Raw genomic sequence first — 15,027 nt, forward strand, 5'->3', positions numbered from 1 at the left:
TCCTTGCAGGCGCGGGGACGTCCCGCCTCGGCGGGATGACCCGTGAGTCAGCGCGCCTGGGCGTTGAGGGGATGGCCTCTACACCGTGTCCACGCAGGCCGCCCCATGCGCACTCCCCGCGCCCGCAGGGATGTCCCCTGCCTCGGCGTCTTCACGCGGAACGGATTCAGGTGTTCCCCGCAGCCGCTGGGACGGTTTTCCGCCCTCCGGGCTCTACCTGACCAGGATTCTGGCACCGCTGGGGGCAGCCCTGGTTCTGGCACTTCACCATCGCTGCCCATAGACGGCTGAATCGAATGCCGGGCGGCAGCCCGTTCGTTCTGAAGTTCACGCGGTCAGGTCATCAGGTTCGGGAGACGTGCGATGCGCGTAAGTGGACCATGGCGGTGTCTCGGACGGCGGCGATCGCTTCAGGGGCGAGACGAGCAAGAACTGGGATCGAGTGATACCAGCCGGCAGTAGTCAGGGCGTGGTGGAGAAGCTTCATGGGCGCTTCGTTGTCGGGGCGGGTGGCTGGGGTCATCTTCAGTGCCAGGTGCTGGATGGTGTGGGTGAAGCGGTCTGTGCCGATGGAGTCAGGGACGGGGCAGGGGCGGGAGGGGACGCGGGCGAGGTGTGATGCCACCGCAGTCAGTGCCGCCGCCTTCTGGTGCGGGGCAGCGGGGAGCGCGGCCACTCGCTGGGCGGTGGTGGTGTCGCACAGAGCCGCGTGGAGTACTGCCAGAGAGGCAGTGGGAAAGAGTCTGGTCCCGCGGTTGGCCAGGTTTCCTGCCAGCCAGTCCAGCTGCCGGGCGGGTTCTTCTCCGGCGCCGATGCGGAAGAAGGCATCCAAGAGGACACTTTCGGGATGCCAGGACTGCGGGCTACTTCGCGTTACTTGCGCACGCGCTCTTTCCATCACAGTGTCGAAGAGCGACTGCTGTGCAGAGGGCAGGTGGGCAGTAGCCGGGAGGAGTTCTGCCAGTGAGGCCAGCGCTCCTTCGCTGTGGATCGCGTGCCGTGCGGCGTCCAGGCGCTTCAGCAGTGGATGGATCAGCTCGCCCGCCGCTTCAGGGTCGTGCGTCGCGAGTTCTGCGGCGACTGCGATGCGCGCTGCCCGGTCGGCCTTCCGCCAAGCGACCTGCCTGCCCGCACGGTCCGGCCGCTTGTGCTGCACGATGAGGTTCATGGAGGGTTCCACCTCACCCGCACACGCCAGCGCCTGCGCGGCGTAGGCCCAGCTCGTCTCGGACGTGGTCGCGGAGACAGCCGCACGGGCTGCTTCCCGTGCGTGGTGGCGCGCTGGAGCCGACTGGTGGGAGTCCGCATAGGCCAGGGCCATGGCGGCGTGTACGCGTACCCGGTCGGCCGGGTGCTGCACGAGCTCCAGCAGCGGCTCAGGATTGGAGGCCGCGTCTGTACGGATGAGTGCACCCGCCAGGTCCGGCAGCCACGCGGGACTGCGGTCCATTCCAGCACCGGCCGTGGGCAGGAGAGCCAGCGCCTGCTCCAGGTGGTGTTCGGCGTCATCGACGGCGCCGTGATCGGCCAGATTGAAGGCCTGGTCGGCGAATGCACCGGCCTCGACGAAGGTGTGGTCTTCATCCTCGTCGAGGGCAGATTGTTCCGGCTGGTCTGTCGGCTCCAGAGGTAGAGCGCGTTGCCCGAGCTCCAGCACACGTGCCGCTGTTTCCGGTGGTGCCCCGACATCGGCGACGGCCTGGGAGAGCACGATCAGCGTGTGCCGGAAGCCGAATTCGATATGAAAGGCGTCCGCTGCCGAAAGCAGCCCGGCGTCCGCGTGCAGCGTGCGATCGAGGTACCGGCATGCCGCGTCCGCGAGCTGCTCGGCCTGCGCTGGCTGATCGTGCGCCACGAACGAGGCCGCGGCGGCGATCACGGAGACGTTCTCCAAGGTGGGCGCGTCCTGCCACACTTCAGCCGCGTGTGCCAGGACGCGGTCGTGGAGAAGGTCCGCGCGATCAGGGGCCACGGATGCCACCGTCTGCCAGAGCTGGACGGCTTCGGCTGCGACGCCTCCCTCGGCCGGGTCTTCGGCGGCGAGTGTCTCAGCCTGCTCTTCCAGCTCGTCCAGGAGTTCTGCCGCGTACTCCGGGTGGTCCGGTGCCAGCAGGCGGGCGGCCTGCGCCCAGGCCTCGTTGCGGCCCGTACTCGTTCCGCGTGTGGAACGGAGCAGAGCGAGGCCGTCCTCATGCTGGTACTGGAGGTCGCGGCTCATGCCCGGCCGCTGGGCCGTCTCCAGCAGGGCGAGGGCCGCTTGCACTGCTGCGGCCTCCGCTTCGTCCGCGGCGTGGCCGAGGCGCTCTGTCTCCCGCAGGGCCGCACGTGCCCACTCACCTGCCTCGCGGGCAGTGGCGGCGGCCTGCTCATCGTCCATGGCCTGCAGTACGCGTGCTACACCGGCCAGGTTCAGGGCTTTGTCGACGGCGTTCCCCGACGCGCCCGCCAGCGCGCGGGCCCGCTGCGTGTCACCGAGCCGGGCGATGGTCCGCGCCACGGAGGCCGGCAGAGGTTGCACGTGGGCCAGCAGCATCTCCCCAGAGGCGGCAGCTGCTGCCGCCTTGTCCACGTCCAGCGGCGCCGAGTGGTCCCTGCCGGGGGAAGTGATGAGGTCGAGTTGGGCGAGGGCGACATCGGGCCCGGAGCGTTGAGCGAGGCGGAGTTGGCGCTGAGGGTCGAGGACGAGGGCCGTGAGTTCCTTGGTGCGTCCCTTCTCGTGCAGCAGCCGGGTGTAGCCGGTGAGGAGATAGTTAGGGGTGTCCATGGGCCAGTCCTCGTCCTGGTACTGCTGGGCCCAGCGGTCCAGGTCGTGGATACGTTCGGTGAGGAAACGCTTTCCCAGTGCCTCGCACGCAGTTGCGTGGAGTGTGCTGTGGGCCAGCACGAAAGTCTGCCGGCCGGCTTCGGCCTCCGCTTCTGTCCGTACGTCCAGGAGGAGGAGGTCGGTGCGGGTGGGTGCCATGGATCGGCCGACCACGGTACGGAGTTTGTCCTGTACGTCGTACGGCGTGATGTCGAGGAGTTCGGCCAGGTCCGCGCCGGTGAGCGCGCCTCGTGCCGAGACGAGTAGCCCCAGGAGGCGCCGGCCGAGGTCGCGGTCGTTGAGCAGGGCGCGCAGTTCCGCCATGGCGGTGTCCCGGATAACTCGGGCCGCGGGGGAGTCGGTCAGCCGCCTGACGATGGCCGGGTCGCGCAGCGGGTGGTCCGGCGCCAGCTTCACCGGAACGCGCGGGTGGGGTCGCCCGGTGACGATGACACGCATGCCGTACGGGGGGACCTTCGGCAGCAGGCCGGCGATGCCCGCACCATCCAGGCCGACGTCCGCGTCCTCGTCGAGCCCATCGACGATCAGCACCAGGCGGCGATGGCGCTCCGCGCACTCACGAGCCGCTGCCTTGTACAGCGGTTCGAGGGTCGGCTGCTTTCGGTCCGTCGCCGGGCGACGCCTGCTCCCCGCCGCACTGGCCAATTGCTCACTGACTGCTCGCACGAAACCGTCGCGGCGGTCGGTGCCCAGGCGTCCCGCGATGACGTAGTGCGCGACGTCCACCCCGGCGGGCAACGCTTGGGTGGCGAACCAGGCCACCAGAGCGGTCTTCCCCGCCCAAGGGCCCGCCTGCCACCACAAGTAGGAGGGTGCGCCGTCGGGAGCTGTGACGAAGGCCTTCAGCTCCGCCACTTCCTCCTCTCGATCTTCGAGATCACCGGGAAGAACATCCATGAGGGCCTGGGAAGACTCTCTCAGCAGGCGTCCCCGGGAAGCCGCGTGCACGCGTGGGCCACGGCCCCCCTGTCCGCTGATGCTGACATCCTGCGCTGCTTTCAGCCAACGACCCCAGGTACCTTCAGCCGTCCTGCGACGGCCCGGTGAACGTTGCGCCGCGCGGTCCTCCAGGAACGGGATCAGCACCTGCATGACGTACTCGACGTGCTTGGGCTTCTTCGGGGGTGCCTTGCCGAACCAGTCACCAAGACTCGACTTGGACACCTTGTAGCCGCGCTGCTCCGCGAGGCGCCCCAGGGGCTCGTATCCCAACCCGTGATGGCCGCCGGCGGCTTCGTACAACGCCTTCAGCTTGCTCATGAAGGTCGGCGCCTGTCCGGCACCACTTTGTCTGCTGTCTGCGGAAGACTTCTCCGGACACATCCTTAATTCCCTTTTGACCTGCGTATATACCGCTGATTCACGCTTTCGGACATCGCCGGACGGTGCTCGGAAGGCGGATACCTATGGGACCGCGCCCGGCGGAGAAGACCACCGGGCGACGACCCTGAGGGGGATCCGCGTGTCCGTTCTGCTGACTGTCCTGGAGTCCGTGTTCCAGGAGGCCGCCACCCTTACCGCCGCGACCGGCCTTGCCTACACGGGGGCTGTCGTCACGGTGGCGGCCTCTTCCGTCCTCTTCCGTAACTCGCAGCGCCGGCGCGACGCTCGGGCGACGCTGGCGATCCTGATGCGTCGCGGTGGAAAGCGGTGATGTCTGTGAGCCTGGTCCCCACGGGGTCTCAGGGCTTACTCTCGGCCCCTGCTGGGGTTTCCCGCCTGTGCGGGGATGGCCCCCGTTAGGAGCAGCCCCTCCTTGGCCCCGCGTGCGCGGGGATGTCTTCCACCCACCTGCCCCACCTGCACCGGCCGGTTCCTGGTGCAGGTGGGGCACGTCGTGTTCCACCGCCCGGCCGAGACTCCACTCAGCGGGCCAGCACCAGTCCGCAGCTGTAGGCGCGTGCGTGGCCGAGGCCGTTCGACAGGATTCCCACCAGGGTTTCCGGGTCGGTGACGGTGAGGGAGCCGCGGATCTCGGCGCGGCCGATCCGGACCGGCTTGCTGCGGTGGGCGCTCGACACCGTCGGTAGCATGCGGATCCCCAGGGTGTCCGGGTCGGCGGTGGCGCCGATGCGGGCGACGCCTTCCTCAGCGTTTGCCGGCTCCCCATCGGCCTGGAGACGGCGTGAGAACCACTGCTTCACGTGCTCCGGAGTGGTGTGGGCGGTGCGGACGCCGCGGGCCTTTTCCGAGGCGGGTTTGCCCGACGGCCTGCTGCGGGTCGGGTTGACGACCGTGCGGAAGCCGAACACTTCGCCCGCTTTGAAGGTGCGGTCGACGGTGATGATGTGCGGGGCGGCGGTGAAGGCCTCGCGCGGTATACGGGCCCAGTCACCCGGGATCCTTGACTGCACGACCAGGACGAGGGCCGCCGCCTGCAGGTCCACCGACCACGTCGACAAGACACCCATCTGGGCGCGCGCCTCGGGTTCGCCGTCCTCGACCCAGCCGCGGAAGCCGCTCATGACGGTGCGATGCATTTCCTGGGCATCGACCAGGGATTTGGCGACCAGGGGGTGGCGGGCGTTCAGCGAGAGGACGGAGTGGGTGGCGACGAAGCGGGCCGTCGAGGACCGTGTGCTGTTCACGGGATGATGTCCCATTCGGTTGCGGTCGGTGCGATGGTGATGCGCGTACGGGTTTCCCAGCGCGTGACGTGCGCCCGGTGGGCCGGGTCGAAGCTGACCGGCTGGTCGTTCACCTGCAACGCCCCGCGTGTGCCCGATGGCACCTGGACCCACGTCCAGGGGCGACGGCCCGAGGAGTCGGGTCCGTCCGGGCCGGGGAGCAGGAGTTTGGCGGCGAAGGCGGTGGCGACCGTGCCGGGGAGGATCTCCGCGGCCAGGGTCCCGGAGGGCGGACAGGACTTCCGGCCGAGCCACAGCAGCCGCTTCGGGTGCTCCAGGGCGTAGGCGATGTTTTCCAGCAGCGCCCGGTCCTGGTGCTCGAGCCCGACGACGAACGCCGCGTCCGACAGATACCAGCGCTCCGTGATCATCGCTGAGCGCGACAGCTCGGCCGAGACGAGAGCCCCGGAGACAGGGTCGGCCGTGATCTTCTTCGGCGCCCCGTACCAGCCGGCCAGCTCATGGTGTCCGAAGCCCGGCCCGTCAGCCGCCGCCATGCTCGCGGCGACGGCCGCAGCACGCCGGTGGTCGGTGATGACGTCGCGGGGTCGCAACGGGAACCGGCCGGCGCCGACCGTGTGATAGTCGCGCACCGGCGTACCCGGATGGTCGGCGCGGACACCGAACACGAGCGCGGCGAGGTCGTCCACGGGGTCGGTCCTCTCCCGGCCGAGGGCCGCCGCGCACAGGCCGATGACCGCCGACTTGGTGGGGCGGATGTGCGTGTCACGGTGGGCGAACCGGCTCGCCACCCCCCAGGACTGCAAAGGTGCGGCGAGCCGCACGAGCAGAACGTGCGTGGTCACGCCGTCAGCTCCCCGGCGGAGGCCACGGTTACGGCGCCGGTGTCCTGCAAGTTGCCGAGGAGTTCGTCGATTCGCGGGTCGTAGGTGAGGACACGCCCGGCCTGGATATCGGGACGGCGCCGGCTGACGAACACGTGATGCTTCAGCAGCCGCCTGACCGCCGCCGGACCGGCGGGGCCCTCGCCGTCCTTGTCCAGAGGGTTCTCGTCGATGGGGGCCTGGAAGGCAGCCGCGTAGTTGTACGGGCGCTCACCTTCGAAAGCGAGGACCAGGGCCGGCAGCGAGCCGGTGGAGGCCGTCGAGTTCTTCTTCGCTTCGGGGAAGGCGTCGACGAAGGCGGTGACGAACTCGGCCTCGGCCGCTACGGACGCCTCCTCGGCCTCCTGAGCGGTCATCCCCGCCGCCTGGAGGTTCCTGCGCAGTCGCAGGCGGTCGAGGACCGCGTGCCGGTAGAAGGTGCCGGTGATCAGGGACTGGTAGCCGGTCATGCCGGCGCCGGCGTCGTCCGCCGCGTCGAGGAAGTCCAGCGCGTTCTTCTTGCGGTCGAGCTTCGCGTCGTCGGCCGCGGCGTAGAAGTCGTCGACCTGCTCCGCCTCGTGCACAGTGAAGGCATGGCTGCTCTGGACCGCGCCGTCGACGTTCGGGGAGTCCGCGATTTCGGCGAGGAAGCGTCCGTACAGGGCGATGTCGATGGCGTCGCGCGGGGCGAGCGCGGTGAGGACCGCTGCCCGGGTAGCCGCCGGCACCGCGGGCAGCTTGGCGTCGGCCACGATGGCCTCGTCCGCGCTCGGCTCCTCCTGCCCGCCGTTCTTGCGGGCGCCCTTCTTCCCCTTGGCCGCGGCCGCCGCAGTCTGCGCTGCCAGGTACTCCTCGGTCCAGGACCGGACTGTCTCGCCCTGCTCGTCGATGTGGGCGGCGATGCGTGTGCCCGCGTCCGCGGGAGCGAACAGCAGCACCTTGGTCAGGTTCGCGACGGTCTTCTTGGCGGGGTCTCCGAACTTCAGGCCGGTGGCTTCGATGACGGCGCGCGCGGTGCGGACGGCTTCTTCCTCCTCCCAGCCGTGCGCGGAGGTGAGTGCGCGGGCGGTGATCAGCGCCCATTCACGAGTCCGGAGACCGGTGCTGCGGCCGGCAAGGGCGCCGAGGCCCGCGTTGGCCCGGTTGCGGGTGTGGACGCGCTCGGCCCTGCGCCGCGCCTGACTGGTGATCATGTGCCGTTCGGTGCCGCCGTAGACGATCGACTTGGGCGCCCCGTTCTCGTCACGCACGGGGAGGACTGCCACCAGGGTCTCCAGGAGGTGCAGGGAGAGGAACTGGCTGCCGGCGGAGGAGGCGTTGCTGGTCACGTGGTGGACTCCTTCTGGAGGGAGGCGGCGGCAGTCGAGGAGGTGGGTCGGTCGGCGGCGGTTCGGGCGGGAGGCATGTGGAAGGCCACACCCCACTCGTACGGAACGCGGGCTTTGCGGTCGTGCCACCGGTTCAGGTCGTCGACGAGCTGGGCCCAGGACGGCGGCTGCTGGTCGCAGGCCCGCAGGCGGGCGATAGCGTGCTGGAGATGCCGCCAGGGGACGCGACGGCTGGACACGATGCGGTCGACCAGACGGGCTGCGCCCGGGTTGTCCGGTCCCCGTCCGGTTCCGCCGCCGATGCGGCGGGCGGCCTCACCGAGGCTTCCGTACCCGAAGGCCGGCTTCGACCGTCCTTGGTGGTAGACCGCGAACAGGAAGGCGACCTGGCCGTAGACCTCGCGCTGGGCCTCGGTGGGGCTGTACCAGAGGGCCCGGAAGTGGGGCTCCCGATGGACGCGGGGACGCCGTAGCTCGGCGAGGCTCGCGTAGTCGTGGTTGTGGACGAGGCTGGCAAGCCAGGCCGTGAGCGCGGCGCTGCTTTCACTGGTACCGGGGCCTGCGCCGGTGGTGGTCATGAAGTCTCCCCTCGGAGTTCGGCCGGAGCTTTCGGGGCGGCCAGCTCGTCGTCGAACCGCCGCAGAGCGGCAGCCCGGGCCTTCGCGCCCTGCGAGTTCCTCGGCAGCGAGTCGAGGCACTCGGTGAGGAACCTGCGGGCGGCGATGGCGACGGTGGCCGCGTACTCGTGGAGGGAAGCCTGGACGTCCTCTCCCAGCGTGGTTTCCTCCATCAGCAGATCGAAGGACTCCCGCGTCGCCGCCCAGTGCTGACCACGGGCGTCGAAGCGCGCAATCTGGTTCGTCTTGTCAGCCGGCTTGGGGTTCGGATACGCCACGGTCCAGGCCGCGTACGCCGCCTTGGACAGAGCGGATGCTACGAACTCCGCGATGTCCGAACCGCGGTAGGAGGCCAGGTACAACCTGGCCTCCAGGCCAGGGGCGAACGGGAAGGTGCCGTCCACCCATGCGATGGCCGTGGTCTGCTTGGCCACGAGCCCGACCGTCCACAGGTCGATGCGTCGCGCGGGCTGCTGGCCGGGCTCGGGGGCGACGTCCTCAGCCGGGAAGAGCGCGAGCCTCCGGTACAGGGTGCCCCCGTCGTTGCCACCCGTTTCGGAGCGTGCCTCGGCCACGGCTGCGTAGAGGGCATGGGCCTGCCGCCAGACGGCCCGGGTTGCCGAAGCCCATAGAGGCTTGCTGGTGCCGTCAGCCTTCTTGGCGTACACGGCATCCTGCAGGTGCTCATTCGTCAGAGCGAGCAGCTCGCCCGCGCCGAGCAGCACCCGGTCCACGTGATCCCCCGCGCGGGTCGGACGGAGCAGGACCGACCGCCCGAGATAGCTGTGCAGGTCAGCCGGACCGGTGACCGGGCGGCCGCTCGGCTTGACCTTGAACCCCCGACGCTCCTGCCCGGCGGTCCAGGTACGGTTCAGCTCCCCCGGTGGCCCGGAGACCGGAGCCAGGTTGAGACGCAGCGTCTCCCCGAGGCTGGCCCCGAGTGCAAGCACCCGGATCCGGGTGCCGAGGCGGGTGGCGGCGAGGTTGGTGATGGTGGCGCCGAGCGTCTCCTTGCCGGAGATCCTGGCTCGTCCGGCCGGACCGTACACATGCTGGGTGAGCATGGCCCGAAACGCCTGCGCGACGGGGACCGGGCTGGGGTGCTCCAGATGGTGATGGTCGAAGAACTGGTTGTAGTCCCCGACCCGCTCGATCACCAGCTGCGCCGGCCCTGCCCCGTGCTCGTCGAGGAACGGAGCGAGCAGCGCGTTCTGTCCCAGAGGCTCCACAGGATGGAACAGGTCCCAGACCTCTTCTCCTGGGCGCTGGGCGAGCCAGTCGGCGGCAGGCCGGAGCGCGTCCTTCTGGTCCACCCAGGCAGGCCACTGCGCAGCCGACTTCGGATACGTGCCGGAGGCGTAGCAGATGGCGATCAGGAACTCGATGACCGCGACCTTCTCCCCCGGCGTGGCGCCTTCCACACTCCGCACAGCGTCGGCATCGTGGAGCAGCTCCACCAGGCTCAGATCGACGAGCCGGTCGTCGAGGGTCAGCACCGGGATACAGGGGGACTCCCGGGGATCCCATCGGGGGCGTGTGGCCTCGATGCGTACGGCGCTTAATTCATCCACGCTCTTTCGTTTCCTCCTTGCTCATAACGGTTGCCTGCTCGAACGAGACAGGACGCTAGCAGCCTGAAGTCTCCGAAACGGTAGATTCCGAAAATCGCCAAATCCGCTGCTTGTACCAGCAGTTGAAGTGGAGCTTGCCACTGGGAACATATGCTTGCTGGGATACTGCTGGTGCACAACAGCTGTCTCGAGTGACGAACTCGCAGGGCGGCGAGGGGTTCCCTGCACCCGACCCGCGTCCGCGGGGATGGTCCCACCCAGCGGACCGTGTGACGGCCGGCGGTGTCCTGCTCCCCGCGCACGCGGGAATGGCTCCACCGCCTACGACTGGACCGTCCTGCACTGCGACTGCTCCCCGCGCATGCGGGGATGGTCCCGACGAAGCGGCGATGCAGGGCATCCGCAGGACCTGACTCCCGCGCACGCGGGGATGGCCCCGTGATCAACGACGCGACGGCTCCGCTTCAGCTCTGCTCCCCGCGTACGCGGGGATGATCCCCAGACCGGTTGGGCGTTCAAGGACCGGGTCGTCTGCTCCCCGCGCGTGCGGGGATGGCCCCCACCCGCCATGACATCCCGCTCTACCGAGGGCCTGCTCCCCGCGCACGCGGGGATGGTCCCGTCACCACGCAGCGGTACACCGTCGACCTCGTCTGCTTCCCCGCGCATGCTGGGATGTCCCCTACAAGGTCGTCTGGCCGGGGACGCTCGGCGCCTGCTCCCCGCGGCCGTGGGGAAGCGGCGGTGCTGCGCTGGCGTGTGGGGGGGGATCGCGGTGGCCCACCGGCCGCCACGGGCGCCGTGGGGTGCGGGTGTTGCCGGGGCCGGGAGGGGCGAGCGGATCGCTGTCACGGGGTGGTGTCTGTGGTGGTCCCGCGAGGTACTGGGCGCGGCCCTGCTCCCCGTGCGCGCGGGGATGGTCTCACGACGTACGCCTGGTAGAAGTGATCGTGCGCCTGCTCCCCGCGCATGCGGGGATGGTCCCCAGCTCCGTGAACTCGGCGTCGGCGAGGCGATCTGCTCCCCGCGCACTCGGGGATGGTCCCTACGTGATCGCCGACCGCATCGGCATGTCGATCTGCTCCCCGCGCATATGGGGATGGCCCCGTCGGCATGCCCGGCGGACACGAGGGACCCGACTGCTCCCCGCGCATGCGGGGATGGTCCCGTGACCACGGGCATGTCCGGGTCGTCGGGGTCCTGCTCTCCTCGCAGCGGGGATGGCCCCGCGGTGGCGACCTCGAGGGGTGACGGTGTACTGCTCCCCGCGCACGCGGGGAGGGTCCCGCCACGTACGGAAAACGTAGAGTTGCAGGCGACTGCTCCCCGCGCACGCGGGGATGGTCCCCTGCTCAAGCAGTGCCCGGCCCTGGCCGAAGCCTGCTCCCCGCGCACGCGGGGATGGCCCCGACGGTGAGGTGCGCCCTGCACTACGGCGTACGGCTGCTCCCCGCGCAGGCGGGGATGGTCCCATCCCCCCGTCTGCTCCTGCCGCCCCGGTCGTCTGCTCCCCGCACACGCGGGGATGGTCCCCGGCAGTAGGTTGAGTCAGGAGTCGTCCGGTCCTGCTCCCCGCGCATGCGGGGATGGTCCCGTGCCGCGGCAGAACGGCAAGGGCGGCATCATCTGCTCCCCGCGCACGCGGGGATGGTCCCTCCATGGTCTGTTCGGTCTGCTCGTACGCCGTCTGCTCCCCGCGCATGCGGGGATGGCCCCATCCACAAGGGCATCGACCGCGCGCACCGCGTCTGCTCCCCGCGTCTGCGGGGATGGTCCCTGGCAGCCGCACGACTGGACCGGCTACCGCGCACGCGGGGATGTGGTCCCGGGGGTGTTCGGGGCGAGTGTTCCGTCACCGGTACCGGGCACCAGCCACCCGCCCCGGACCCTGGCACCCTGCCACACCTCGGCGCGGGGCAGTCAGGGGCCCTGTGCGGCCCGGGGAGCCCGTGCCGACCCGATGGCAGGGTGGCGGCCTGGTCGACGTGTTCGGGGCTGGGCGGGGTGGTTCGGCCGCAGGCGCACTATCCGTTCTGCTTTCCGTACCACTATCCGGCGCGCATGTTCTGGCCCGGTCCTTGCACAACCGCAGGTCAGACGCCGGTTCGCGTCTGGTGAGTGCTCGGACTTTCCCTTGTTCTCCTGGCCTGCCCTGCTGTGTGGTGGTGGGTGTGGTGGCTGGTGGTGGGGTGGTCGCGGGGAAGTCGGGGTGGCGCTGCGCTGGCCTGTCTCCTCGGCCCGACGCGGGGCGCCGGGCCGGGCCGGGTGGTGGTCGGACGGCGGGGTGGGGCCTCTCCGGCGCTCCGGGCCCCCGGGCGCTCCGGGGAGGCGCGGGGTACGACGCATAACGGCGACAACAATGGCGACGACAACAGCGACAACAATGGCGACACCCGAAAATCGGCAGCCCTTGCACAACCGCAGGTCAGACCCCGGTTCACGTCTGGTGAGTGCTCAGACTTCCCCTTGTTCTCCTGGCCTGCCCTGTTGTGGTGGTGGGTGTGGTGCTGGGTGGTGGGTGGTCGCGGGGAAGGCGGCGCTGCGCTGCGCTGGCCCTGGTCCTCGGCCCGTCGCGGGGCGCCGGGCCGGCCGTGGGCGGCACATCGGCCGGGCGGTGGTGGGTGCTGCGCTGGTTCTCGGGGCGGGGCCGCAGACGGTCACGCACCCCTATTTGCCGGGTTTGCCGGTTTCGGTGAAAGTGTGTCAGGACCGCTGTGTGGCGCGGTAGCGTCGCAGGTCACGGAGTCTGCTCCCCGCGCACGCGGGGATGGTCCCGCACCTGACACTCTGTGAGGTTGCGAATATGACTGCTCCCCGCGCACGCGGGGATGGTCCCACCGTCAAGGAATCTTGACGCATACGCATACGCATACATACGCATACGCATGCCCTGCTCCCCGCGCATGCGGGGATGGCCCTTGCATGGTGCTCACCGAGGGCTTCGACGCCCCCTGCTCCCCCGCATGCGGGGATGGTCCCGGCCTGGCCTACGGCTACGGCGCCAAGGGCGACTGCTCCCCGCGCACGCGGGGATGGTCCCGAAACGAAGCTGATCGGTCAGGGCGCCGGCAACTGCTCCCCGCGCATGCGGGGATGGCCCCGGCACGACGGAGATGCAGGGGATCCTCACGACCTGCTCCCCGCGCATGCAGGGATGCTCCCCACCCGGAGAAGCCGAGCCAGCCGACGGTGAACTGCTCCCCGCGCACGCGGGGATGGTCCCGACGTGGCCCCGGCGGGCCCGATCTTCATCCCCTGCTCCCCGCGCATGCGGGGATGGCCCCGCCGGGTCGGCGTCCGCGATGACGTCGAACCACTGCTCCCCGCGCACGCGGGGATGGCCCCGGGTCGAAAGGGCCCGTGCGGTAGGGGTGGGACTGCTCCCCGCACCTGCGGGTATGGGCCCATGTCGTACGTGATGCCCTCGCGGGTGACGGTCTGCTCCCCGCGCATGCGGGGATGGTCCCACGTCACGCCTCGCCAACGCGGGGGCGGGGGCCTGCTCCCCGTGCACGCGGGGATGGTCCCAGGGCGTCGAGCTGATCGCTGGTGAGGTCATCCTGCTCCCCGCGCACGCGGGGATGGTCCCCTGCTACGAGAGCTCGGTGTTGGCGGGGCCGGCTGCTCCCCGCGGCCGTGGGGAAGCGGCGGTGCTGCGCTGGCTTGTGGGGGATGGCGGCGGCCGGTGGGCCACCGCGATGCGGTGGGGCGCCCCAGGGCCTCCAGAGCACCCCTGGAGGTCCTGGGGCGTGCGGGGGAGCAGCGCGAGCCGTCGCCGACGGGTGTTCGCATTCAGGCAGCGTCACCCCGTGACGCCACGTCACGAAGGTTTGAGGGGAGGGTGTGAGTGTGAGTGCGCATGTGTCCTTTCCTCGTTTTATGGGCCGGGTTATGCCAGGGTTTCCGGAGTTTCAGCGACCGAATAGGGCGGCAGCAGGATAGGCCCAGGTATTCCGGTCCGGAGTACTTTCCTCTCGGCTGTCGAGGATCGGTGAACCTGCGCAGTGGCCATGCTCCTGACCCCGTTTTGTGCAGTTCGGGTGAGCGGGTTTTTGGCTGGGTGGCTCGCTGAATCTGCTCGGGGTTGGGATGGTCCAGCCGTCTGGCCTGTGGTGTTTTTGGTTTCTGGCGTGTCTGTGCAGTTTGGTTGAGTGCTGCGCAGGTTTGCTGGTCCTCGGTAGGTGGTGGCTACGGGGTGGGCTGGGTGTCGAGTCAGGTGGTGGGGATGAGTTTCTCGCCGTTGCGCCAGTTGTAGCGCACGGATTCTTGGTACCAGGGGTGTGGCAGGTCGGCGTGGTCGCTGACGGTGATCTGGAAGCGGGGGGTCAGCTCGGTGACGACTTGGTGCATGAGTTGGAAGAGGCGGGTGACCGTTACGCGGTCTTCGTCCTGTGCGAGGTCTTCCAGTCGTCCTCGTGCTTTGGCCATGTCGGATGGATAGTAGGGCTGGGTCGGCTGGTCGAGCATGAGGAAGCGGGGTACGGGCCGGCTGTTGGTGGTGAAGTACTGGTGTAGGGCGAGGTGGGCGGCCAGGTGATAGCCGACGTGGTTCTTGCCGCTGCCGATGCGGAGCAGTTCGGTGATGCCGCCGGGGGTGTCGGTGACGACGGTGGGCTTCTTCGGGTTCAGGCGGACCAGTCCGTCGCCGTGTTCGAGTCTGAGGAATCGGGCGTGGCTGGTCATCTTGCCGCTGACGTAGCCGAGGCTGTGGGCGAGCTTGTCGTCGATGGCTTCGCTGTCGAGTTGCTCTTCGAAGCCTTGGACACGTTGCTGCGCGATGGCGACATCCGCTTGCAGTCGCTGGAGGTGTCCGCTGCCGGTTGTGGTGCTGATCTGGCCCAGGTAGGCGCTGATCCTGCCGCGGGTGTAGGCCTGGGCCTCGGCTTGTCCCAGGAGGCCGGCCTGCTCGGAGCGGTGCTCGGCGATGATGCTGAGGGCGCCTTCGATGCCGCGGAGGTGTTCGCGTAGACCCGTTGCTGTCCGTTCGATCTCGCGCAGAGCGTGTTCGCGGTGGGGCTGGACCGCTTGCACGCTGTCGAGCTGGCTGCGGAGGTCTTCACCCCTTCTGGCTTTGCTAAGTCCAGGGCGAAAGAGCGTGTTGGGCGGAGGCATGAGCGCCGGCATCGCCCACCGCGAACCGTGGCAGAACTGGACTGCGCAGATTGATTGAGCTTTGCGCAGTTTCACTGAACGACGAAATGTCGGGGTGTGGTTGTTGTGCAACGGCGAGGGGTTC

General features: G+C 69.5%; 8 protein-coding genes. 1 reads left to right on the forward strand and 7 read right to left on the reverse strand.

Annotated features, from left to right (window positions below; all coding sequences use genetic code 11):
- Nucleotides 1-343: 343 nt before the first annotated feature.
- Nucleotides 344-4,084: a hypothetical protein gene (locus tag ACFWFI_RS30540; RefSeq protein WP_387396390.1), complete on the reverse strand. Its 3,741-nt coding sequence runs from the start codon at nucleotides 4,082-4,084 to the stop codon at nucleotides 344-346.
- 202 nt (nucleotides 4,085-4,286) lie between these two features.
- Between ACFWFI_RS30540 and ACFWFI_RS30545 the strand changes: the two genes are divergently transcribed.
- On the forward strand, nucleotides 4,287-4,478 hold the full coding sequence (locus ACFWFI_RS30545) for a hypothetical protein (RefSeq protein WP_387396393.1): 192 nt from the start codon (nucleotides 4,287-4,289) through the stop codon (nucleotides 4,476-4,478).
- A gap of 211 nt (nucleotides 4,479-4,689) precedes the next feature.
- On the opposite strand, the gene ACFWFI_RS30550 is transcribed toward ACFWFI_RS30545, so the two are convergent.
- From ACFWFI_RS30550 to ACFWFI_RS30575, 6 genes are all read right to left on the reverse strand, one after another.
- On the reverse strand, nucleotides 4,690-5,412 hold the full coding sequence (locus tag ACFWFI_RS30550; RefSeq protein WP_387396396.1) for a type I-E CRISPR-associated protein Cas6/Cse3/CasE: 723 nt from the start codon (nucleotides 5,410-5,412) through the stop codon (nucleotides 4,690-4,692).
- Nucleotides 5,409-6,257: a type I-E CRISPR-associated protein Cas5/CasD gene (gene cas5e, locus ACFWFI_RS30555; RefSeq protein WP_387396398.1), complete on the reverse strand. Its 849-nt coding sequence runs from the start codon at nucleotides 6,255-6,257 to the stop codon at nucleotides 5,409-5,411. Before cas5e ends, ACFWFI_RS30550 begins: the two co-directional genes overlap by 4 nt.
- On the reverse strand, nucleotides 6,254-7,603 hold the full coding sequence (locus ACFWFI_RS30560; RefSeq protein WP_387396400.1) for a type I-E CRISPR-associated protein Cas7/Cse4/CasC: 1,350 nt from the start codon (nucleotides 7,601-7,603) through the stop codon (nucleotides 6,254-6,256). The genes cas5e and ACFWFI_RS30560 overlap by 4 nt, the downstream gene beginning before the upstream one ends.
- A complete protein-coding gene (casB, locus tag ACFWFI_RS30565; protein WP_387396403.1) occupies nucleotides 7,600-8,181 on the reverse strand; it encodes a type I-E CRISPR-associated protein Cse2/CasB in 582 nt (193 codons plus the stop codon). The genes ACFWFI_RS30560 and casB overlap by 4 nt, the downstream gene beginning before the upstream one ends.
- Nucleotides 8,178-9,791, reverse strand: coding sequence for a type I-E CRISPR-associated protein Cse1/CasA (locus ACFWFI_RS30570; protein WP_387396406.1), 1,614 nt, complete (start codon nucleotides 9,789-9,791; stop codon nucleotides 8,178-8,180). Before ACFWFI_RS30570 ends, casB begins: the two co-directional genes overlap by 4 nt.
- A gap of 4,212 nt (nucleotides 9,792-14,003) precedes the next feature.
- A partial coding sequence (locus ACFWFI_RS30575; protein WP_387396408.1) for a DUF3732 domain-containing protein occupies nucleotides 14,004-15,027 on the reverse strand: 1,024 nt, incomplete at its 5' end.

It is taken from the genome of Streptomyces sp. NPDC060209 (assembly GCF_042728155.1).
Lineage (GTDB): Bacteria > Actinomycetota > Actinomycetes > Streptomycetales > Streptomycetaceae > Streptomyces.

Excerpts from the sequence above, each read along its gene's own strand:
- ACFWFI_RS30540 (WP_387396390.1), bottom strand. The coding sequence starts at position 4,084 with ATGAGCAAGCTGAAGGCGTTGTACGAAGCCGCCGGCGGCCATCACGGG.
- casB (WP_387396403.1), bottom strand. The coding sequence starts at position 8,181 with ATGACCACCACCGGCGCAGGCCCCGGTACCAGTGAAAGCAGCGCCGCG.